The sequence below is a fragment of the Rheinheimera sp. genome (genome assembly GCF_030690345.1).
Taxonomy (GTDB): domain Bacteria; phylum Pseudomonadota; class Gammaproteobacteria; order Enterobacterales; family Alteromonadaceae; genus Alishewanella.
This window is the reverse complement of sequence record NZ_JAUYGV010000006.1, coordinates 73810-94787: the sequence shown is the minus strand read 5'-3', so window position 1 is coordinate 94787 and position 20978 is coordinate 73810. Positions and strand designations below refer to the sequence as shown.

The 20978-nt window shown below is 53.3% G+C and carries 21 protein-coding genes; 9 read left to right on the top strand and 12 right to left on the bottom strand.

Annotated features, from left to right (window positions below; all coding sequences use genetic code 11):
* Positions 1-4: 4 nt before the first annotated feature.
* From Q8O77_RS05240 to Q8O77_RS05225, 4 genes are read right to left on the bottom strand one after another with little or no spacing between them, the layout of a single operon-like run.
* On the bottom strand, positions 5-1288 hold the full coding sequence (locus Q8O77_RS05240) for a glycosyltransferase (RefSeq protein ID WP_305551794.1): 1284 nt from the start codon (positions 1286-1288) through the stop codon (positions 5-7).
* 3 nt (positions 1289-1291) lie between these two features.
* Complete coding sequence (locus Q8O77_RS05235) at positions 1292-3541, bottom strand: hypothetical protein (protein ID WP_305551793.1); 2250 nt, start codon at positions 3539-3541, stop codon at positions 1292-1294.
* Entirely contained in the window at positions 3538-4314 is a 777-nt protein-coding gene (locus Q8O77_RS05230) for a TVP38/TMEM64 family protein (protein WP_305551792.1), read from the bottom strand. The genes Q8O77_RS05235 and Q8O77_RS05230 overlap by 4 nt, the downstream gene beginning before the upstream one ends.
* A complete protein-coding gene (locus tag Q8O77_RS05225) occupies positions 4311-4559 on the bottom strand; it encodes a ChaB family protein (RefSeq protein WP_305551791.1) in 249 nt (82 codons plus the stop codon). The genes Q8O77_RS05230 and Q8O77_RS05225 overlap by 4 nt, the downstream gene beginning before the upstream one ends.
* A gap of 133 nt (positions 4560-4692) precedes the next feature.
* Between Q8O77_RS05225 and Q8O77_RS05220 the strand changes: the two genes are divergently transcribed.
* Positions 4693-5280, top strand: a complete 588-nt coding sequence (locus Q8O77_RS05220) for a superoxide dismutase family protein (protein ID WP_305551790.1) — start codon at positions 4693-4695, stop codon at positions 5278-5280.
* A 113-nt stretch (positions 5281-5393) separates the two neighbouring features.
* Here the strand turns inward: Q8O77_RS05220 and gppA are convergent, their stop codons facing one another.
* Both gppA and rhlB read right to left on the bottom strand, forming a co-directional pair.
* Entirely contained in the window at positions 5394-6935 is a 1542-nt protein-coding gene (gppA, locus tag Q8O77_RS05215) for a guanosine-5'-triphosphate,3'-diphosphate diphosphatase (RefSeq protein ID WP_305551789.1), read from the bottom strand.
* A complete protein-coding gene (gene rhlB / locus Q8O77_RS05210; RefSeq protein ID WP_305551788.1) occupies positions 6901-8187 on the bottom strand; it encodes an ATP-dependent RNA helicase RhlB in 1287 nt (428 codons plus the stop codon). The genes gppA and rhlB overlap by 35 nt, the downstream gene beginning before the upstream one ends.
* Before the next feature lie 102 nt (positions 8188-8289).
* Between rhlB and trxA the strand changes: the two genes are divergently transcribed.
* The 3 genes from trxA to Q8O77_RS05195 all read left to right on the top strand — a co-directional run bounded on the left by trxA (position 8290) and on the right by Q8O77_RS05195 (position 11465).
* Positions 8290-8616 carry a thioredoxin TrxA gene (gene trxA / locus Q8O77_RS05205; RefSeq protein WP_173501963.1) on the top strand — a complete coding sequence of 109 codons (327 nt, stop codon included), beginning with the start codon at positions 8290-8292 and terminating at the stop codon, positions 8614-8616.
* A gap of 194 nt (positions 8617-8810) precedes the next feature.
* A complete protein-coding gene (gene rho / locus Q8O77_RS05200) occupies positions 8811-10076 on the top strand; it encodes a transcription termination factor Rho (protein WP_305551787.1) in 1266 nt (421 codons plus the stop codon).
* 93 nt (positions 10077-10169) lie between these two features.
* Positions 10170-11465 carry an NAD(P)/FAD-dependent oxidoreductase gene (locus Q8O77_RS05195; RefSeq protein ID WP_305551786.1) on the top strand — a complete coding sequence of 432 codons (1296 nt, stop codon included), beginning with the start codon at positions 10170-10172 and terminating at the stop codon, positions 11463-11465.
* Here the strand turns inward: Q8O77_RS05195 and Q8O77_RS05190 are convergent.
* From Q8O77_RS05190 to Q8O77_RS05180, 3 genes are all read right to left on the bottom strand, one after another.
* On the bottom strand, positions 11415-12296 hold the full coding sequence (locus Q8O77_RS05190) for a hypothetical protein (RefSeq protein ID WP_305551785.1): 882 nt from the start codon (positions 12294-12296) through the stop codon (positions 11415-11417). The two genes, Q8O77_RS05195 and Q8O77_RS05190, sit on opposite strands and share 51 nt — an antisense overlap.
* 80 nt (positions 12297-12376) lie before the next feature.
* Entirely contained in the window at positions 12377-13687 is a 1311-nt protein-coding gene (gene deoA / locus Q8O77_RS05185) for a thymidine phosphorylase (RefSeq protein WP_305551784.1), read from the bottom strand.
* A gap of 3 nt (positions 13688-13690) precedes the next feature.
* Positions 13691-14116, bottom strand: coding sequence for a cytidine deaminase (locus Q8O77_RS05180; RefSeq protein WP_305551783.1), 426 nt, complete (start codon positions 14114-14116; stop codon positions 13691-13693).
* A gap of 127 nt (positions 14117-14243) precedes the next feature.
* Here Q8O77_RS05180 and Q8O77_RS05175 point away from each other — a divergent pair, with 127 nt between their 5' ends.
* On the top strand, positions 14244-14744 hold the full coding sequence (locus Q8O77_RS05175) for a M48 family metallopeptidase (RefSeq protein ID WP_305551782.1): 501 nt from the start codon (positions 14244-14246) through the stop codon (positions 14742-14744).
* Between the two features lie 21 nt (positions 14745-14765).
* Here the strand turns inward: Q8O77_RS05175 and Q8O77_RS05170 are convergent, their stop codons facing one another.
* Genes Q8O77_RS05170 through Q8O77_RS05160 form a run of 3 tightly spaced genes read right to left on the bottom strand, consistent with a single transcriptional unit; the run spans position 14766 to position 17899 of the window.
* Complete coding sequence (locus Q8O77_RS05170) at positions 14766-15938, bottom strand: sugar MFS transporter (protein WP_305551781.1); 1173 nt, start codon at positions 15936-15938, stop codon at positions 14766-14768.
* A gap of 51 nt (positions 15939-15989) precedes the next feature.
* Positions 15990-16766, bottom strand: coding sequence for an amidohydrolase (locus Q8O77_RS05165; protein ID WP_305551780.1), 777 nt, complete (start codon positions 16764-16766; stop codon positions 15990-15992).
* On the bottom strand, positions 16754-17899 hold the full coding sequence (locus Q8O77_RS05160; protein WP_305551779.1) for a pyridoxal phosphate-dependent aminotransferase: 1146 nt from the start codon (positions 17897-17899) through the stop codon (positions 16754-16756). The genes Q8O77_RS05165 and Q8O77_RS05160 overlap by 13 nt, the downstream gene beginning before the upstream one ends.
* A 106-nt stretch (positions 17900-18005) precedes the next feature.
* Between Q8O77_RS05160 and Q8O77_RS05155 the strand changes: the two genes are divergently transcribed.
* The 4 genes from Q8O77_RS05155 (at position 18006) to Q8O77_RS05140 (ending at position 20949) form a co-directional block, all read left to right on the top strand.
* Positions 18006-18638 carry a methylthioribulose 1-phosphate dehydratase gene (locus Q8O77_RS05155; RefSeq protein ID WP_305551778.1) on the top strand — a complete coding sequence of 211 codons (633 nt, stop codon included), beginning with the start codon at positions 18006-18008 and terminating at the stop codon, positions 18636-18638.
* Between the two features lie 3 nt (positions 18639-18641).
* A complete protein-coding gene (gene mtnC / locus Q8O77_RS05150; RefSeq protein ID WP_305551777.1) occupies positions 18642-19322 on the top strand; it encodes an acireductone synthase in 681 nt (226 codons plus the stop codon).
* Positions 19322-19864 carry an acireductone dioxygenase gene (locus tag Q8O77_RS05145; protein WP_305551776.1) on the top strand — a complete coding sequence of 181 codons (543 nt, stop codon included), beginning with the start codon at positions 19322-19324 and terminating at the stop codon, positions 19862-19864. Before mtnC ends, Q8O77_RS05145 begins: the two co-directional genes overlap by 1 nt.
* 197 nt (positions 19865-20061) lie before the next feature.
* Positions 20062-20949, top strand: a complete 888-nt coding sequence (locus Q8O77_RS05140; protein ID WP_305551775.1) for a LysR substrate-binding domain-containing protein — start codon at positions 20062-20064, stop codon at positions 20947-20949.
* The last annotated feature ends 29 nt before the right edge of the window (positions 20950-20978 follow it).

Genomic DNA, 20978 nt, shown 5'->3' with positions numbered 1-20978 from the left:
ATTACTACTCTACACTGTCTGCGAACAAACTGCTGCCGACTGCAGTGGAGCCCGCGCCCGCCACGCTGCGCAGGATATCCCACTCGGCTTTAACCCAAGCCAGCACATCTTCCCAGTCACGCTCCGCACCCGCGCTGGCAGGCTGGCTGTCCAGCAACATGCGAAAACACTGCTGGGCTTTAGCGGCAGAGCGCGGCATGGAAAAAGCCTCAGCTGTCGCCCGGGCACTCTGTTGTAAGGCCAGCAGTTGTTGCGCCGGAGCATCAATCAACTGTCGCAGCGCTGCGCTGAACGCCAGCGGGGTGTCGTCATACAGCAGCAAGCCATTATCGCCGTGCTTTACCACTTCGCGCACGCCGGGCGCATCCAATGCCACCACCGGCAGGCCGGCCGCCATGGCTTCTGTCAGCACCATGCCCTGGGTTTCACTGCCGGAGGCAAAAGCAAAAATATCCATGGCATGCAGCGCATCGGTTAACTGTTGTTGCTGCAAAATACCGGCCATATGCAATTTGTCACTGACACCGGCCTGAGCAAATATAGCCCGTATCGCCTGCTCAGAAGGGCCGGCGCCCACTACCAGAAAGTGCACGTCGTCGCGCTCAACTGCGACATTTGCCACGGCATGCGCCAGAAACTCCAGGTTTTTCTCCGGCGCTAACCGTCCCATATGGCCAATCACAAAGGCATCTGCAGGAATAGCCAGTTGCCGGCGCACGGCCTGGCCATCACCCTGTGCAAAACGCTGCGGGTACACACCGGTTGGGATCACCTCAACCGGCGTAACAACGCCGCGCTGCGACAGCAGTTCAGCAATGCTTTGGCTGGGTGCAATAACCTGGTCGCATAAATTGGCATACCGCGTAGCCAGCTCGATAGCAAAGCGCTGCATAGTGGCCGAATCTCCCGGCACGTAATGCGTATACTGCTCATATAAGGTGTGATGGGTAAATACCAGCGGCAGCTTACGGTAACGGGCCGTGCGCAATGCTGTCATGCCAAGCAGAAACGGGTGCTGTGAATGGATAATGGCCGGTGCAAACGCATCCAGTATCTCACTGAGCTGGTCGTGGATCGGCAAGGCAACGGAGAAATCACTGGCATTGAAATTCTGAATTGCCGCAATACGCACCACATCGGTTTCATGCTGCGGCATGTCGGCAAACTCAGGTGCTACCACCAACACCTTATGGCCCAGCTTGCGATACTCAGCCACAAAGGCTTCAACCGAACGGGCAACCCCACCAACATGCGGGGTGAAGGTATTGGTGAAGATGGCAATATTCATAGCTTATGTCTCCAGTCTGTTTAAGGTGACAGAGCCCTGAGCAGCTTGTGCAGTGACCGCCTGGTATCCCGGCAGGGCAATGTCCAACGCAGGGGGAGTGTCGTTATGCCAATCTGCTTGCCAGTTCACCACAAGGCCATGCTCTGCATCAGTGATGATCTTGATACTGATACTGCCAAAGCTGGTTGGCGCCGGGCCAAACTGTATCGGGGTGCTTTGCTCCAACCAGCGCTGCGGCACGCCGCTACCTAATACCAGCCGTTGGCCTTCCTCGCGTACAAAGCAGTTACGCAGCATCAGCAACCATTCTGCGGCTGCCCAGACATGATGGCCATCGCCCATGCAACCGCCGCCGGTAGCCGGATGAATAGCTTCCGGCCATTGTCCGGTGGGCGACGCCAGCGCGGCTACCGCGTCCATCAAGGTCAGATAGCGTGGGTCCTGCGCCCGCAGCAACACCTGTGCCACGTGCAGCGTTAAATAGGCATTTAAACCCGAATGGATCATATCCTGGTAGAACGCATCTTTAACAAAGCAGCGCTGCAGCAGAAACTCCACCGTATCCAGCAGCCGCGGGTCGTGCGGCGCCCACAACTGCGTTGGATAACCGGCGGCCAGTGAGCCGATGGCACCGGCGTCCATTCGCCGGTAAGGCGAAGCCGGCATACCGGGCCGCTTTAAGCGCGCAGCACATTGGGCCAGGCTGTTGTCTATCGCTGTACTAAAACTGCCGGCAGCGTTGGCAAACTCCTGCTGCAGGCGCAAATCTGTGGCACCGAACAAGGCTGCAGCCGCGTCTAAACCGGCGACACCCCAGAAATCATCCCAGTAGTAATAGTCATTCGGGCCAAGGTGTTCAGCGCTGAACCCGGCCGGCAGCAAGCCGGCATGCGGCGCATCCAGTGTATCGGACAGCCGTTTACGGATAATCCAGCGGGCACCGCTCTGTACCGGATTATGCCAGTCTGCCGGCAGTTGCCGGCCGGTCATGTCAAAATAGCGTTTGAGGATCCACAGTACTTCACCGTTGGCATCCCACTCCCCTTCCTGCGAGCGAAAATACCCCAGCAAAGTCTGTCGTGGCGGAAATTGATTCAGAGCCCGTTCGGCGCGCTCCGTCAGGCCGGCACAGAGCAAAGCATGAATAATAAAGGCGGCATCACGGAACCAGAAGCGTTTATAGGTATAAGGGCCGGGGTAAACATCGTCCGGTGAGTGCAAAATGAGTGATGTAATGGCGGCATCATATAAAAACTGATAGTGCTTATCGGGGCAAATCAGCTTGCAGCTTTTCTGCTGTTCCCGCGACCAGGCGTCCGCTTGCAGCTGTGCGTTGCGCTGCGCCGTCAACGGCACAGAAACCTCCAGTTCCTGCCATTCGTCAGCCGGCAGCGTAAACAGCGCTGCTGCGGTAACCATACCGACATCACATACCCCTTCGGTCTGGTCCTGCGCATCGTTCAGATGAATATAGACATCGCCGCGCTGATAGGTAGAAATATGATGCCGCTCAGCCGCCCGGCTAAACAACACCCGTTTATTGTCATCCACCTGCCAGCCAGTGTGTTGCGCATTTAGCTTTACGCGATGAATAAAGCTGACCCCTTCCGGGTTCTGCGGCCGCAGCGCCAGGATCAGATGACCTTCGCGGTCTGACTTTGCCCGTAGTCGCAGCTTGCACACCGCGATGCCGTCTTCGAGCTCGACCGACGCCTGGCTTATCAATGTCATGCCCTGTAGCGAGGTTTCTGTGCGGATGCTAACATTACCGGCCATGCGTTGTTGCTGCTGACACTGCAGTGCTCTGGAAGGCAGCAGACATTCCCCCTGCCGGGGCATGATCCACGCATCCAGCGACCAGCCGTCCAAAAACGGGGTTAGCAAGCCTCTGGGGTCCACTATCGGTAACTCCGCACAGTCCGGCCACCCTATTGCCGTCCAGTTGCGGTGCGTCAGGTTGATATGGGTAATGGAAAAGGCCCGCGGAATAAACGAGGCGTCGTAAGGGTCAAATTGCCGCTCAATCCAATAAGGCCAAACCCAGTCTAAATTATGCTGGATCACGCGGCTGTTAATCAGGCCGCGGGCATGAAATACCACCCCGGCGCGCAGCAGCTCGATCGGCTCACCCACTTCTGACGGCTGAGCGAAGTTATGCAACCGCGCCAGTAACGCTATGGGGTCGATAAAACCATGCTTGTGGGCGACATAACGCACCACATAGCGCCAGGGCAGCCATTTTAACCAGGTCATTGCTCAGGCTCCTTATCCATGCTTTGGTCGGTGTACCGGGCCAATGCCCGGCTGGCCAGATGATTAAGATAGACAATGATTGCCACAGCAGCGACCAGGCCGCCGGCGTATAAGCCCCACTCCCAGACGGATCGCTGGCGCGAGGTCAGATCAAAACCGGAGATATCGGCAATCAAAGAACCAAGATAGACGTTATGCACGGTAAAGGGGATAAACCCCAGCAAGGAACCGGCAATATACCCCCGCAGCGGGAACTGGGTTAAACCAAAAAAATAGTTAGAAATTTTGCCGGGGAAAAACGGGATCAGCCGGGTTAACAACACAATCTTCCAGCCATTTGGCGTCAGCTCATCACTTACCAGCCGTAGCTTTGCTCTGGCCATAACAAATGTTTTGGCCCGCTGCCCAAAACAATAACGCGCAAGCAAAAACGCCACTACAGCGCCCAAAGTGGTGCCCAGTAGCACATAGACCGAACCAGGCAGTACGCCGAAGACGAAGCCAGCGCCGATAGTGAATAACGCCCCCGGCAGCAGTAAAATAACAACCAATGCCATAATCAGCATAAACAGCACCGGTGCCCATGGCCCCTGTTGTTTAAACCATTCCAGTAACTGCAACACGTATTCGTGCACATCAAAATACACCAGTATCGCCAGCGCAGCGGTAACAAAAACCACGCTGACCAGCATCCCCAGCAGTGCCGATCTTTTGCGCTGCGGTTTTGCGTCACTAGCTGCTGTTTTAGTTTCCTGTACTGTGCCGGGTATCACGTTGACGTACTCCTGTCGCTCGCTCTTACCCAGTTACCCGATATCGTCTTGTGGTAACTGTTTTTCACCGCCGCCCAAGCCACTTTATGCGCAACTTCTTCCCGGCTCTGTTCGCCACGCCGCTTAGCCGGCTCATCGTATTCATCCCGGGCGTTGTTAAACGCCGCCTGATAAATCTCCTGCGCGTGCTTGGGCAAATTGTCTTTAACTGGATCTGGCAGCTCAGATAACCTGGCGTAAGGCATTTATAAACTCCGTTGGCAAAGTGCGTTTGAAAAATGAAACGCAAAGCGCATGCCATCTTGCCACTGTCAGTTCTGGCGCCGAACTTGCACTGGCTTAGCAGCTGTTTCACTGAGTTAAAACTGAGGAGGTATTATGAAACTGTATATTTTGGCCATAGTCACTGCCGGCTTGCTGTCAGGCTGCGATCCACAACCTAAGCCGCCGGGCGCACCTAAGGGCGAAACCTCTCCGGTCGCTGCGCCTGCACCGGCAGCTCAGCAGCGTGGTAACAGCATTACCGTACAAATGAACAAAGTCAGCGCTGACGGCGTGGGCGACAGTGCCGGCAGCATTACCATTGTTGAAATGCCGGGCGGATTGGTGTTTACGCCCGCGTTGCAAGGGTTGGCGCAGGGTGAGCATGGCTTTCATCTGCATGAAAACCCCAGTTGTGAACCCGCCATGAAAGAGGGTAAACCTCAAGCTGCAGCGGGCGCCGGCAGCCATTTCGATCCGGCCAACACTAACCGGCATGCAGGTCCGGACGGGAATGGCCATCCTGGTGATTTACCCAGGCTACGCATAACAGATAACGCCTTGCAGCAAGACGTTGTCGCCAAACAGCTCAGCTTGGATGATGTAAAAAACCGCGCGCTGGTGGTGCACGAGGGCGCCGATGATTACAGCACAGACCCGGCCGGCGACAGCGGGGCTCCAATTGCGTGTGGCGTCGTGCAGTAAGCAGCTACCGACGTTATGCAGCACAGCCCGTTGTCACTACGCAGTGGCAGCGGGCTGCTAAGCAAAAATTACACAGCACAGCGGTAATATTTACCCGTTCAACAGCCCCGGTGTCACTTTATCGTCAGCTCCCAGCCGGCTTGTTGCTGATACTGTACTTCCTGTTCCAGTTCCGCCCGCATCAGCGGATGCTGCTCCAGCCAGCCGGGCGGCATTTGCAACAGTAACGCTTCGCCTTTGCTGCTGATAGTCACCTGCGGCAGCACTTCGTGCCGGCGACGCATCGATAAAATCACTGCCAGCCGCAAAATACGCGTTAAACGCACCGTCAGCAGTACTGATGTCATAGTCTGGCGGGCAATAATCTCGCGGCTGATATCGGCACGATGGTTATGCACCAAGGCCATCACAAGTTGCTGCTGAGCGCGGGTAAAACCGGGTAAATCAGAGTGGTTAATAATGTAAGCACCATGATGGTGATGATTTTTATACTCGATTAATAAGCCCAACTCATGCAGCAAAGCGCCGCTTTTCAGCATGCTGTGGCCTTCAAACTTGTGTAAATCCCAACGGCTTTGCAACTGTTCCGCCAGCTCACAGGCCATTTCTGCAACGCGCCCGGCGTGGCGTTGGTCAATAAAGTAGCGCACCATCAGGCTGTTTACTGTGCGGTGGCGCACATCATTGTTTTGCAGTTGCGGCAGCATACTGTACAACACGCCTTCGCGCAGCGCGCCACCGGACAAGGTCATACCGCTGATGTTTAAGCGCCGGAACAAGGCAATTAAAATCGCCAGCCCGGACGGAAACACCTGTTTACGCTCCTGGGCCAGACCCACAATATTCAGCTGTTCCATGCGGCCGCACGCCAGCGCCTGCTGCATAATATCTTCCAGCCGGCTTAGCGTAATCACCTCATCTTTACCCTGGGCTACCAGAATCTCCTGCATTGCCTGCACGGTGCCGGACGCACCTACCGCCAGTTGCCAGCCGGTGTGTTGATATTGCTGTGCAATAGACTGAGTATGCTGCTCTGCTGCTGCTATGGCCTGGCTAAAATTGTCTTCGCTCAACTCATCATCGCTGAAGTACTTTTCCAGATAGGTTACGCAACCCATATTCAGGCTGGATAGCAGCAAGGGAGTAAAACCGGCGCCAATCACTACTTCAGTACTGGCGCCGCCGATATCGATCACCAGCCGGTTACTGTCACTGTTTGAGGTATGGGCTACGCCAAGATAAATAATACGGGCTTCATCTTCACCGCTGATCACGGTAACTTTTTGCCCCAGTATGGCTTCAGCTTCTTTGAGAAAGGTTTTTACGTTCTTCGCCAGCCGCAACGTAGCGGTGCCGACAATACGGATATTTTGCGGTGGGATGTCCTGCAAGCGCTCAGCAAATAACGCTAAGCATTCCCAACCGCGTTTCATGGCTTTGCGGCTTAATACTAAATTTTCATTTAAGCCGGCGGCTAAGCGTACTTTGCGCTTTACCCGGCCAATAACCTGCACCGAGCCGCCCACCACTTTTACCATCAACATATGGAAGCTGTTGGAGCCAAGATCAATCACCGCATAGATATCCTGATGCGGTGATTGGCCGGCAGTAAGGGCCGGATTAACGAGGGCGGTTGCGAGGAGATCTTGCGCCATTACTGCTACGTCCACCCGGGCCACTACGGCTGCCGGTTCTGGCTTGACCAGCGCGACGACGTACCCGCGGCTTGGGCGTTTTAATATCGTCCAGCAACACGCTGGCGTCGTACTGGCTTACCGGTACCGGATGACGGATATAATCTTCAATCGCCGTCAGGTTAAGCGCGTAACGTTCGCAGGCAAAGCTGATGGCTTTACCGCTTTCGCCGGCACGGCCGGTACGGCCAATGCGGTGTACGTAGTCTTCGCAGTCGTCCGGTAAGTCATAGTTAAACACATGGCTTACTTTAGGAATATGCAGACCGCGGGCGGCAACATCAGTAGCCACCAGAATATCCAGTTTGCCGCTGGTGAAATCCTCTAAAATGCGCAGGCGCTTTTTCTGGATCACATCACCGGTTAGTAAACCAACGCGGTGGCCATCGGCCTCCAGCCAGGCATGCACTTCTTCACACCAATGTTTGGTGTTAGCAAAAACTATAGCTTTATCCGGCCACTCTTCTTCCATCAAGGTGAGTAGCAGCGGTAGCTTGTGCTCGTCTGACGGATAAAACAGCTCTTCACTGATCTGGCTGCCGGTCATTTCTTCCGGCGCAACATGGATATGCACCGGTTGGTTCATTTTCTCAAACGCCAGTTCCTGTACCTTATAAGACAAGGTAGCTGAGAACAACAAGCTTAAGCGCTCTGTCGCCGGCGGCATACGGTTGAACATAAAGCGGATGTCTTTAATAAAGCCCAAATCGAACATGCGATCAGCTTCGTCCAGCACCACTACCTGAATTTGTGATAAGTCGTACAAGCCTTGCTTTAAGTAATCTATTAAGCGGCCTGTGGTACCAATTAAAATATCTACGCCATTTTCCAACAGCTGGCGTTGAGTATCGTACCCCTCGCCCCCATAAATTAAGCCAAGACGTAAACCGGCTTTGTCAGCCAGTATTTTTGCGTCCTGATGGATCTGTACCGCCAGCTCACGCGTAGGTGCCATGATAATGGCACGCGGCTGACCAGAACCTTTGGGTTCATGGGTAAGCAAATGGTGGAAAGTGGCTGTTAAGAATGCCAGTGTTTTACCCGTACCCGTTTGGGCCTGGCCGGCAATATCTTTCCCGGCAAGTGCCAGTGGTAAACATTGGGCCTGAATGGGCGTACAATAGCCGTAACCTTGCGCGGTTAACGCGTCAAGAACCTGTGGCGCCAATGCGAAATCGGCGAATTTATGCGAAGTTAAGTGTGTTTTATTCATACGGCGCTAAGCATAACCGTTACGCTTGCAATAAGGAACAGCCACGTTTAAATTGATAACACTTTTTTGCAGCAAGGCTGCATAGCACTAGCGGAGACATAAATGAGCGAACAAATTTTACAGGTTTCTGACGACAGTTTTGAAACCGACGTACTGAAAGCCGACGCACCGGTACTGGTCGACTTCTGGGCGGAGTGGTGTGGTCCATGTAAAATGATCGCTCCTATTCTGGAAGACGTGGCAAAAGAATATGCCGGTAAGGTAACTGTGGCCAAAGTAAATATTGACCACAACCCGAACACGCCGCCAAAATTCGGCATTCGTGGTATTCCTACCCTGCTGTTATTTAAAAATGGCCAGGTTGCTGCAACTAAGGTTGGCGCCCTGTCTAAAACCCAGTTAAAAGAGTTTTTAGACGGTAACATCTGAATAAACTGAAAAAAGGCGTATTTTTATACGCCTTTTTCTGTTTCATCGCTGGACGCACCTGTAGTCAACTGCTATTGTGTAGCCAATAAAACGTTCTAAACCACGCTTGTCTGTCGAAAAACCACTTCCAAACCTTATACTATCGAACCGATAAGCATTGCCCTGTTTATATATCAACAAGAAACCCAATCAATATGCATTTAACAGAACTGAAACTGAAGCCAATTAGCGAGCTGGTTGAATTGGCTGAGTCTATGGGCCAGGAAAATATGGCCCGCCTGCGCAAACAAGATATTATTTTCGCCATTTTAAAATCCCACGCCAAGAACGGCGAAGAAATTTTCGGTGATGGTTGTCTGGAAATCCTGCAGGATGGTTTCGGTTTTCTGCGCTCCAGCGATAGTTCCTATTTAGCCGGCCCGGACGACATTTACGTCTCGCCCAGCCAAATCCGCCGTTTTAACCTGCGCACCGGCGACAGCATTTCCGGTTTAATTCGCCCGCCAAAAGAAGGCGAGCGGTACTTTGCGCTGTTAAAGGTAAACGAAGTTAACTTCGGCCGCCCGGAGCAGGCACGTAATAAAATTCTGTTTGAAAACTTAACCCCGCTGCATGCCAACTCACGTTTGCGCATGGAGCGTGGTAACGGCAGCCGTGAAGATATCACTGCCCGGGTGTTAGATTTAGCCTCACCTATCGGTAAAGGTCAGCGCGGCTTAATCGTGGCGCCACCCAAAGCCGGTAAAACCATTTTGCTGCAAAATATCGCCCAGTCAATTGCCGCCAACCACCCGGATTGCGTGCTAATGGTATTGTTGATTGACGAGCGGCCGGAAGAAGTTACCGAAATGCAGCGTCTGGTTAAAGGCGAAGTGATTGCCTCTACCTTCGATGAACCGGCCAGCCGTCACGTTCAGGTGGCTGAAATGGTAATTGAAAAAGCCAAACGCCTTGTTGAGCACAAAAAAGACGTTATCATCCTGCTCGATTCTATTACCCGCTTAGCCCGTGCTTACAACACCGTGATCCCAAGCTCCGGCAAGGTATTAACCGGTGGTGTTGACGCCAACGCCCTGCATAAACCAAAGCGTTTCTTTGGTGCAGCACGTAATGTTGAAGAAGGCGGCAGCTTAACCATTATCGCTACTGCGCTGGTCGACACCGGCTCGAAGATGGATGAAGTGATTTACGAAGAGTTTAAAGGTACAGGTAATATGGAGCTGCACCTGTCGCGTAAAATTGCTGAACGGCGCGTATTCCCGGCCATTGAATTTAACCGCTCCGGCACCCGCCGTGAAGAGCTGCTGGCCTCGGCAGAAGAGCTGCAGAAAATGTGGATCCTGCGCAAAATTCTGCACCCGATGGATGAAACCGAGTGTATGGAGTTTTTGATAGACCGTCTGTTGATGACCAAAACCAACGACGAGTTCTTCGATGCCATGAAACGGCAAAAGAGTTAACTGACCAAACCGGCCCTCGCGCCGGTTTTTTCTTGCCTGTTAGTTACCGGCAAGACGTTGCACTGCTTTATTTTTCACAGAAGGAAGTAGCATATGACACGCCCGCGCATAGTGGTTATTGGCGGCGGCGCAGGAGGCCTTGAGCTGGCCACCCGCTTAGGCAATAAACTGGGCCGTAAAGGCAAAGCCCATATCACCCTGGTAGATCGCAACCATACCCACATCTGGAAACCCTTATTACACGAAGTGGCCACCGGCACCCTCGACGTAGAAATAGACCAACTAAGCTATCGCGCCCATGCCGCCACACACGGCTTTGACTTTCAGCTGGGCAGCTTTTACGGCCTGAACCGGCAGCAGCAAAAAGTTATTCTGGCAGCAATGTATGCCGATGATGGCGAAGAAGTACTGGCGGCGCGCGAGCTGGCCTATGACTACCTGGTGCTGGCCATCGGCAGTGTGTCTAACCACTTTAATACACCCGGGGTCGCCGAACATTGTATCTTTTTAGACAGTCCGGCTCAGGCGCAGCGCTTTCACCGCCATTTGCTGGATGCTTATTTAAAGCTGAATTCACCGGGACACCCGAAAGATAAACTGAACATAGCGATAGTGGGTGCCGGTGCTACCGGAGTTGAGCTGGCCGCCGAGTTGTATCATGCTGCAGCGGAGCTTAACCTGTACGGTTTTGCCGACTTACGTAAAGACCGGTTAAATATCAGTGTAATAGAAGCCGGCCCGCGTATTCTGCCGGCGCTACCGGAGCGTATCGCCAATGCTGCCTTAAAAGAGCTGCAAAAACTCGGCGTTAAAGTTCGTACCAGCACTAAAGTTACCGCTGCCGACACCCTTGGTTTGCAACTGGGCGACGAGCATCTGGATGCCGAGCTGATGGTGTGGGCCGCCGGCATTAAAGCACCGGACTTTTTGCATCAGCTCGATGGCTTGGAAAACAACCGTATCAATCAGTTGCTGGTAAACAGCAAGCTGCAAACCACGCTGGATAACCGTATTTATGCTATCGGTGATTGTGCCGGCTGCCCGCTGGCGGATAATAAATGGGTGCCGCCACGGGCGCAGTCGGCGCATCAGATGGCCAGCTTGGTTGCTACTAATATAGTGGCGGAGTTACACGGTAAAGCCTTGCGGGACTTTCATTATAAAGATCACGGTTCGCTGATTTCACTCAGCCGTTTTGGTACTGTGGGTAGCTTAATGGGTAACTTAGTCGGCGGCGCCATGATGATAGAAGGCCGCATTGCACGACTGGCCTATATTTCGCTGTACCGCATGCATCAGGTAGCGCTGCACGGTTGGATAAAAATGCTGGTGATCAGTTTAGTGGCCCGCATCAACCGCATCGTCCGGCCGCGGCTTAAGCTGCATTAACGCCTGCTGTTGCAACTGCTCAAGGTCAGTGCTCAGCCGTCGCCGGGCACTGTCATCTAACCAGCGCTGCATCGCCTGTATATACTCAGCCTGTTGCCACAACGCCGGTAACAGCTGATTCACTGCGGTTATTGCTGCCTGCCCTACCTCATCTGTGCTACAGGTAATATAAGACACGCTGGCAACATTGGCGCCTGCTATCGCCCGATGCTCGAGGGTCGCCGCTTGCGGCAACAACAGATTGTAGTACTGCATCCGCTCCGGATACTCCACCACATAATCTACCCTGTTACCGGCCAGCAAGCCGGCCGCATTCACCTCACTGGTAAAGGCATGGCTGGTCAGATTGCTATCAGGGTGGCGCAGCAGCGGCTCAATAATCTCAGGATAAAGCCGGTTGGGTTGGTAAGCTCCGGTCAGGGTCCTGTCCAGCGCCAATTTATGTATGTCGGCACCATTGTCCTGCATCGCCGGATGTGCCGTTAATTTTCCGGTAATATAGCCCACTGCCAGTGCCGGCCCTACCGCCAAAGGCACAGAAAACAGCCGGTTTTGCGCGCGCTGTTCCGAGTATAAGGTCCCCAGTGCACAAAGCGCCGGCTCCTGCTGTAAGAATGCCTGTTCCAGTCGTGCCAGGTTAACCAACCGCGTTTGGTGTTCGAACTGCGGCATCGCTGTGCTGAGCTGCTGTAACAACAAATCAAAGGTACCCTGGCCCTGAAACGGCCCACTGACAATCTGATGCGGCGGCCAGTCGGTTTGCAGCCAGGTAAGTTGCGGCTTGGCGTAAGCATTGCCGGCCAACAGCAGTAGCAAACAACGTAGTAACATGGCTGTGCCCCGAAATGAATTGCCTTAACTGTAGCCAAAAACGGGGCACAACTCAATCAGCCGCTCATTCAGCCATGCATTCAGCCAATAGTATGATGTACCAGCGGCCAGGGCTCTGCTGCGGCTGCCACATTTAGTGCCGCCAGATATTCCTTTGTCGCTATTGCAGCAGCGTCAGTGTTGGCGGCATGCACTTTGGCAATCACATCACCCTGCTGTACCTTGCTACCTGCCGGCAGAATATGGCTAAAGCCTACTGCAGGGTCAATTTGCTGGCTGGGGTGTGAACGACCGCCACCCAAACGTACTACCGCCATACCCAGACCAACAGTGTCGTGGTACTGCAGATAGCCGCTTTGCGGCGCCACAATATCCTGCACCAGCGGCGCTGCGGCCAGATATTGCTGCGGCTTTTCCATTAAATCAGCCGGGCCACCTAAAGCCGCTACCATTTTAGCGAAAATCTCTGCCGCCTTGCCTGAGCTTAAACTGTGCTCCAGCGCGGCTACCGCACTGGCTTTGTCCTGATAAAGTCCGCCCAGTTGCAGCATATTGGCGCCCAGCTCCAGCGTAACCTGATGCAAACGTGGCTCACGGTATTTGCCGGTTAAATAATCCAGCGTCTCCATCACTTCCAGCGCATTGCCGGCTGTGCTGCCTAAAATCTGGTTCATATCTGTCAGCAGTGCCCGTGTTGGCACCCCGGCGCCATTTGCGACATTGACAATGCTGGTAGCCAGCGCCGAGGCGTCATCCACAGTGCGCATAATGGCGCCATTGCCAATTTTTACGTCCATGACCAGCGCATCTAAACCTTCAGACAGCTTTTTCGATAAAATAGAGGCCGTAATAAGCGGAATAGACTCCACCGTGGCAGTAACATCACGAATGGCATATAAGCGCCGGTCGGCCGGCGCCAGCTGGCTGCTCTGACCAACAATAACGCAACCCAGTTGCGGCAATAACTGCTGAATTTTTTCCAAGCTCTGGGTACAACTGTAACCGGGAATGGTTTCCAGTTTATCTACCGTGCCGCCGGTATGGCCCAGGCCGCGGCCGGCAATACTGGGCATATAAGCGCCGCAAGCGGCCACCATCGGCGCCAGCATTAAGGTGACTTTGTCGCCGACACCGCCGGTGCTGTGCTTATCTACCACCGGGCCATTTAACTTGCCCTGCCAATTCAGCACTGTGCCGGAGTCACGCATCGCCAACGTTAGCGTAACAATTTCGTCGGTTTGCATACCGTTTAAATAAATCGCCATTGCCAGCGCCGCCACCTGGCCTTCGCTGAAGCTGTCGTCGGTTAAGCCGCGAACAAATTGCTGAATTTCTGCCTGGCTTAAAGAGCCACCGTTACGTTTGGTTTTAATAATTTCTTGCGGGATCATCTGTTAAGCTCCAACTTTTGTGCTGTTGGCTAAATAAGTAGGCGTAAAAGCGGCCGGCAATAACTCGCCCAGCGTCCAATTTTGCTGTTGCTGTAAGTGATTACAACTGGCGATCGGCGCATCAGGTGTGAAAAATTCAGCGATGACCTGGCGGCAAATACCACACGGCGGCGTTAACATGGTTTGCGGTGTATACACCAACAGCGCGGTAAATTTGCGCTCGCCGGCCACTACTGCCGCACCAATGGCATTACGCTCGGCGCACACGGTGCCGCCATAAGAAGCGTTTTCAACATTGCAGCCGGTATAAATTTTGCCGCTGTCGGCCAACACGGCCACACCGACGGGGAACTTGCTATAAGGCGCATAAGCCTGCGCGGCGGCTTGTTGTGCTGCCTGTTGCAGGGCAACCCAGTTAATTTCGCTCACTGGTTAAACTCATGTTAGTAATGGGCATACAGTGTTACTGCGAAAAGCGGCAGCGTCAAGCCTGTCGCGGCTGACGCCGGCTTTAATACGGCTTATAATGGCCGGGACATTAAACCGGGATGACATTTTGCACACTATTAATTATCTGGCCGGCTATCCGCAATCGATCCAGCAACAGGCAACCGAATTACTCAGCAGTGGTAAGCTGGCACAGTACCTGGATAGCAAATACCCGCAACCGCATCAGGTGCAAAGTGACAAAGCGCTGTATCAGTACGTTAATGAGCTGAAAAACAGCTTTATGCGCAATAGCCCGCCACTAAGCCAGGTGCGCTACGACAGCAAGCTTAATGTATTAAAGCAGGCGCTGGGTATGCATACCTTTGCCTCCCGGGTTCAGGGCAATAAACTCAAAGCGCATAACAGCATCAGCGTCGCCGCGCTGTTTAAAGACGCACCGGCCGAATTTCTGCGCATGATAGTGGTGCACGAACTGGCTCACTTTAAAGAAAAAGATCACAATAAAGCCTTTTATAAACTGTGTCAGCATATGGAGCCGGCTTACCACCAGCTGGAGCTGGACACCCGGCTTTGGCTATTGTGCCGCGACCAGGCAGGCGCGGCGTAACAGCCGCTATTGCTTATACCGTTACACCAGCCGGCGCCGCTGCAGCATGCGGCTAAACAGCCACAACATCACTAACAGCCAGCCACACGCCAGCGGCACCAGCCAAAAAGCTTGTGCTATACCAGAGTGCTGCGCCCAAACACCGGTTGCCAAACCGGCAAACTGAAACCCTATTGAAGTGCCGATACTGGCCAGCCCTGACAGCACCGGGCCATTGTCGGCATCCAGATCCATAGCGGTAGATAACATCAGCGGAAACAAGCCACCTATGCCTAAACCCAGGGCTAAATTACCCAGCGCCACCGGCACATAACCCTGTGTCAACATCAGCAGCAAAGCACCAGCCAACGCACAACTACCCAGCAGCAACATTAGCTGACCGGGCTGCAGCCAGCGCAGCAACAGCGCAAAGCCCAGCCGGCTTAACACCATGCCGCCGGTAAACCACGCCAGCAACAAGCGGGCACTTTCGGCCTGATAGCCCAAACCATCTACGGCATAACTAACAAACCAGTTGCCCTGGCCCCACTCCGCCGCACCATAACCTATCATCACCAACAGCATAATAAAAAACAGCGGCTGGCGCAGCACCGCCACGTAAGACAGGCTTTGGCCGCTATTGCTGCGTGCGGGCGCCAGCACCGGCTGCAATTGCGCCACCCACCAGCTGTACAGGCCCACCAGTAACAAACACAAAGCAATAATCCGCACCGGCCAGCGCCAGTCATCCAGCCACCAATACAGCATCACCACCCATAACGGCGCGGTTAACGTACCCAGGCTAAACATAAAATCCATTAAGCCCATCATGGCGGCGCGTTTGTTGGCAAACAGCCGCGCGATCAGCGTGTGACCTATGGTAAACATGATGGAATAAGTCAGGCCGACCAGCAAAATCAGCGGCAGTAACAGTTGCCAGCTGTGCACCAGCGACAGCAACAGCAACAGCAGTGTTTCACTGATGGCCAACAGCGCGAATAAACGCAAAAAATGAAACTTCTGCACATACTTGCCGCCGATAACAGCACCGATAATAGTGCCGGCAGACATTAAACTGAAAAACGCGCCGCTAATGGCCGGAGCCATTTGTAAGTTTTTGGCCATATCCGGCAGCAACATGCCCCAGAGAATAATCAGGTTACCTAATAAGAAAAAACCGCTGAAAATCACCGCAGTCGGGTGTAAGCGCGACATAGCCGCTCCTCGTTAATGCCGGTATGTTAACAATGCAGAAGTAGGAAAAGATTAGCCCGGTTGAAACGGATCAGCGTCCAGATGGGCCGGAAATTGTTGCCGGTACTGCACCAGCTGTGCATAGTCTAACGTAGCACACAGTACACCGGCTTGCTGCGGGGCCAATTCTGCGACAGGCTGGCCGCAATAATCGACAATCAGGCTATCACCGCTGTAAGCCACGCCATTGCCATCGCTGCCAACACGATTACAGCCCAGCACAAAGGCCAGGTTTTCTATTGCCCGTGCCTGCAATAAGGTGCGCCAGGCATGCGCACGGGCAGCCGGCCAGTTGGCGACATAGAGCGCGATATCATAATCGTTGCGGTTGCGGCTGAATACCGGAAAGCGCAGGTCATAGCATACCTGCAGCAACAAGCGCCAGCCGCGGTACTGCACTACCACCCGCTGCTCACCGGCAACATAGGCCTGATGCTCACCGGCCATGCGGAACAAATGTTTTTTATCATAAACACTCACGTTGCCGTCCGGCGTAACAAAATAACAGCGGTTAACACAGCCGCGCGGCGTGCGGGTAGCCACCGAGCCACACAGGGCAGCGCCGCTTTGCGCCGCCTGCTGCTTAAGCCAGCCCAGGCTGTCAGCTTCAGGCTCAGCAATATCCTGACTTTGCATGGAAAAACCGCTGCTAAACATTTCCGGCAGTACAATCAGATCGGCGTCAAGCTGTGCTATCTGCAATGCCAGTTGCTGGCGGTTAGCCGGCGCATCCTGCCATACCAGCTCTGTTTGCAGCAACGCTACCCGAAGCGGCTTTACAGCTGACATAACGCCTCCGCCGCAGCCTGCAAGGTGCTGTGTTGTTTGGCAAAGCAAAAACGGATAATGCGGCTTTGCGGCGGCGTTTGATAAAACACCGATAAGGGTATCGCCGCCACCTTGTGCTCAATCGTTAACCAGCGGCAAAAGGCAACATCATCCAACTCGCTTATCGCGCTGTAATCGGCTAACTGAAAATAAGTGCCCTGGCAGGGCAGCAACTTAAAACGACTATTGGCCAGCAGCGTGGCGAAGTTGTCGCGCTTTTGCTGATAAAATGCCGCCAAACTGCGCACCTGCTCGCTGTGCTGCTTCAGCATATCGGCAATAGCATATTGTGCCGGGGTAAAGCTGGAAAAGGTGACGTACTGATGAATTTTACGAAACTCTGCCGTCAACGCCGCCGGTGCGACGCAATAACCCAGCTTCCAGCCGGTCACATGAAACGTCTTACCAAAGGACGACACGATAAAGCTGCGCGCAGCGAGCTCAGCAAAGTTGTTGGCGCTTAGCTGCACCGCGCCGTCAAACACCATATGCTCGTACACTTCATCGCTGATGCAGTACAAATTATGCGCCGATACCAGTTGCTGTAATGCCAGCCAGTCAGCCTGGCTAAATACCATACCGGTTGGGTTATGCGGGCTATTCACCACAATCAGCTTGGTACGCGGTGTGATGGCAGCGGCCACTTGTTGCCAGTTAACGCGATAGTCCGGCGCATTCAGCGCTATATGCACGGCGCTGCCACCGTTTAACTGAATCGCCGGCGCGTAGCTGTCGTAGGCCGGGTCAAAAATAATCACTTCATCGCCCGGGTTTACGGTGGCACTGATGGCAACAAATAACGCCTCGGTTGCGCCGCTGGTAACGGTAATTTCTTCTGCCTGACAGACAGCCCGGCCATAACAGCGTTGTACCAGCACGGCAATTTGCTCCCGCAATGCCGCGATTCCCGGCATAGGTGCATATTGATTCAGGCCCTGCGCGCTGTATTCAGCCAGCGCCGAAACCAGCCGCGGGTTGGCGGCAAAATCCGGAAAACCCTGAGATAAATTAATTGCTTGCTGCTCAGTTGCCAGTTGCGACATCTGGCTGAAGATAGTGGTGCCAACGCCTGGCAGTTTGCTTTTGAGTGTCATAACGGCAAGAAAAAGTTGCTAAAACCGGCTTGAATGCTATCATTTAGCCCGTTTTATGTATAGACATCTAAACGTTCAAACGTATAGCAACCAGGTTTATCTTATTATGAATAATACTGCCCAACTGCATCAGCTTAATCCAAACGCCATCGCTTTATGCACGCTGGGGCGCTGGATCGCCAACCGGCATTGGGTACCGGCCACCGGCGGTAATTTTTCTATCCGAAGTTCAGAGCACAGCGCCCTGGTTACCGCCTCAGGCAAAGATAAAGGCGAGCTGAGCCCGCAAGATTTGCTACCGGTAAGTTGGCAAGACGGCAGTTTAAGCTGCCCCGGTAAGCCTTCGGCAGAAACCGCACTGCATGCACAGCTGTATCAGTTGGATCCGGCTATCAAGGCGGTGCTGCATACCCACTCGGTACAGGCGACGGTGTTTTCCCGGCTGATCAGCGACGACAGCTACCTGTTTCAAGGCTATGAAATGCAAAAAGCCATCCGCGGCAATAATACTCACGACGCGCCCTGCCCGCTGGCGGTATTTGACAATACCCAAGACATACCGGCATTAGCGCAACAGGTGGCGCAGCGCTGGGCCGGGCAGAGCTTAAACTTTGGCTTATTAGTGCGCGGCCATGGCCTCTATGTGTGGGGTTATAGCCTGGATGAGGCAAAAAGGCATTTAGAAGGCTGGGAGTTTCTTATAAACTGCGAGCTGGAAAGATTAAAACTAACAAGGTAAGCCGTGAAGTACTCTGCCATTATTACCGACATTGAAGGCACCACCAGCCGTATCAGCTTTGTCACAGAGGTGTTATTTCCTTACGCCGCCCGCGAGTTGCCGGGTTTTATCCGCGCCAACGCCACCGAAGCAGCAGTCGCCGCAGAGCTGGATGCTTGCCGCAGCCTGATGCAGCAGCCTGATGCCACTGTTGACGCTATTATTGAGCAGTTACAGCAATGGATAGCGGAAGATCAGAAAATCACGCCATTAAAAGCAATGCAAGGCATGGTGTGGCAGCAAGGTTATCAAAGCGGCGCCTTTAGCGGCCATCTGTATCAGGATGCTTTTGCCGCCTTAACCCGGTGGCAGCAGCAAGGTATCAAGCTGTATGTTTACAGCTCCGGCTCGGTGCAGGCACAACAGTTATTGTTTCAATACAGTGATTTTGGCGATCTGACACCGCTGTTCAGTGGCTATTTTGATACCCGCATTGGCGCCAAGCGCGATATATCCTCTTATGCCGCTATTTTGCAGCAGCTGCAGTTGCCACCAAAACAAGTGCTGTTTTTATCTGATGTGACGGCCGAACTGGATGCCGCCAAAGTCCTGGGTATCGCTACGGTGCAGTTAATCCGCGACGGCCAGAGCCCGTCTGAACACCCTGCGGTCAGCAGTTTTACACAAATTAAGGAGCCGCAGTAATGAGCCATTTACGCCTGTTTGCGGCGGATACCGCCACACAACCACTGTTTGAAAGCAGTGACAGCAGCGAAATCAGCGCTGTGCTGGCCAAAGCCGGTATTCGCTTCGAACAATGGCAGGCTGATGCACCGCTAACCGCGCATAGCAGCCAGGCTGAGATTCTGGCAGCCTACGCAGCCGACATTAACCGGTTAAAAGCTGAACGAGGCTATATTACCGTCGATGTGATTTCGTTAAGCGCTAATCACCCGGACAAAACCGCATTGCGGCAGAAATTTCTCGCTGAACATAGCCACAGTGAAGATGAAGTACGCTTTTTTGTCCGCGGTCAGGGTTTGTTTTGCCTGCATATTGCCGGCAAGGTGTATCAGGTACTGTGTCAGCAGAATGATCTAATCAGCATACCTGCAGGCACTGCGCATTGGTTTGATATGGGCAGCGAACCGGAATTCAGTGCCATACGTTTATTCAATAACCCCGATGGTTGGGTCGCTAACTTCAGTGGTAGTGATATTGCCACGCGTTTTCCGTTATTAATGTAAACAGCTGACGTAAACATCACGCCGGTTGCACCCAGCTGGTGCAATACGCCATGGCAGCTGCAAAATTGCATGATATAACAAGTTTATTTTCAATTAATTACCCACAGCAGTTGCGCTGGTGTAACTATTGCTTAAGCTTGTCATATTCGGCTGTAACACTACAGCTGCCACTTTTTAGCCAGTTAAGCGGATAATTTATGTTACCACTGCACACACCAATGCGCGGCCTGCGCTGTTTTTGTGTCGCTGCCGAATGTTTAAGTTTTAAAGAGACAGCCAAAAAGCTGTATTTAACGCCGTCTGCCGTTAGCCATCAGATTAAACAGTTGGAAGACAACCTTAATTTAGCCTTGTTTGAGCGTAAAACCCGCGCCATAGTGCTGACCGAAACCGGTAAACGCTTTTATCAGGCGATAGCGCCGCTGATGCAGCAATTAGCCACCACTATCGGCGAGTTCAGCCAGGCAGAGCGCATGTTGGAAGTCAGCATTTCAATGCCGGAGTTTTTTGCCAGCGAGCTGTTTGTGCCCAGGTTAATTGGCTGGTCAGAACAATATCCGAACATTAACCTGACGCTGGAAACGGTAAAATCACGCCGCGACAGCCCTAAGTACACTGACTTGTCGATCATACTGTCCGGTAAAAAGCCGGAAGAAGCCGTCGCTTACGATTTATTCCCTATCAGCTATGTGCCGGCCTGCAACAGCGCGCAGTACAACAAATGGCATAGCAAAGGCTACCGCATTTTAGAACAGGTGCCGCTGATATTGCACCAGGCCAGGCCACATGCCTGGCATCAATGGGCTGAGCACGTGGGTTACCATAATTTTCAACCAAAACAAATTATGCAGCTCGACAGCATGTTCAGCGTAGCCCGCGCGGCGCAGCAGGGTTTAGGGGTGGCACTCATTCCGCTGCCCATCAGCAGCAGCTGGTTCAGCAACGGCAGCTTGCAGCGTTTATTTGAGCAGGAACTGCTCAGCCGCGACCGCTACTATTTGGTACGGCACGACGATGACGCCAACCGCGAAGAAATTCAATTATTGATCGACTGGATACTGCAAAGCTTTCATCTGGACAAGTAATTTTCTGCGATCTTGCGTATATGAAAAAC

Excerpts from the sequence above, each read along its gene's own strand:
- Q8O77_RS05240 (WP_305551794.1), bottom strand. The coding sequence starts at position 1,288 with ATGAATATTGCCATCTTCACCAATACCTTCACCCCGCATGTTGGTGGG.
- Q8O77_RS05235 (WP_305551793.1), bottom strand. The coding sequence starts at position 3,541 with ATGACCTGGTTAAAATGGCTGCCCTGGCGCTATGTGGTGCGTTATGTC.
- Q8O77_RS05225 (WP_305551791.1), bottom strand. The coding sequence starts at position 4,559 with ATGCCTTACGCCAGGTTATCTGAGCTGCCAGATCCAGTTAAAGACAAT.
- Q8O77_RS05220 (WP_305551790.1), top strand. The coding sequence starts at position 4,693 with ATGAAACTGTATATTTTGGCCATAGTCACTGCCGGCTTGCTGTCAGGC.
- gppA (WP_305551789.1), bottom strand. The coding sequence starts at position 6,935 with ATGGCGCAAGATCTCCTCGCAACCGCCCTCGTTAATCCGGCCCTTACT.
- rhlB (WP_305551788.1), bottom strand. The coding sequence starts at position 8,187 with ATGAATAAAACACACTTAACTTCGCATAAATTCGCCGATTTCGCATTG.
- trxA (WP_173501963.1), top strand. The coding sequence starts at position 8,290 with ATGAGCGAACAAATTTTACAGGTTTCTGACGACAGTTTTGAAACCGAC.
- rho (WP_305551787.1), top strand. The coding sequence starts at position 8,811 with ATGCATTTAACAGAACTGAAACTGAAGCCAATTAGCGAGCTGGTTGAA.
- Q8O77_RS05195 (WP_305551786.1), top strand. The coding sequence starts at position 10,170 with ATGACACGCCCGCGCATAGTGGTTATTGGCGGCGGCGCAGGAGGCCTT.
- Q8O77_RS05190 (WP_305551785.1), bottom strand. The coding sequence starts at position 12,296 with ATGTTACTACGTTGTTTGCTACTGCTGTTGGCCGGCAATGCTTACGCC.
- deoA (WP_305551784.1), bottom strand. The coding sequence starts at position 13,687 with ATGATCCCGCAAGAAATTATTAAAACCAAACGTAACGGTGGCTCTTTA.
- Q8O77_RS05170 (WP_305551781.1), bottom strand. The coding sequence starts at position 15,938 with ATGTCGCGCTTACACCCGACTGCGGTGATTTTCAGCGGTTTTTTCTTA.
- Q8O77_RS05165 (WP_305551780.1), bottom strand. The coding sequence starts at position 16,766 with ATGTCAGCTGTAAAGCCGCTTCGGGTAGCGTTGCTGCAAACAGAGCTG.
- Q8O77_RS05160 (WP_305551779.1), bottom strand. The coding sequence starts at position 17,899 with ATGACACTCAAAAGCAAACTGCCAGGCGTTGGCACCACTATCTTCAGC.
- Q8O77_RS05155 (WP_305551778.1), top strand. The coding sequence starts at position 18,006 with ATGAATAATACTGCCCAACTGCATCAGCTTAATCCAAACGCCATCGCT.
- Q8O77_RS05145 (WP_305551776.1), top strand. The coding sequence starts at position 19,322 with ATGAGCCATTTACGCCTGTTTGCGGCGGATACCGCCACACAACCACTG.
- Q8O77_RS05140 (WP_305551775.1), top strand. The coding sequence starts at position 20,062 with ATGTTACCACTGCACACACCAATGCGCGGCCTGCGCTGTTTTTGTGTC.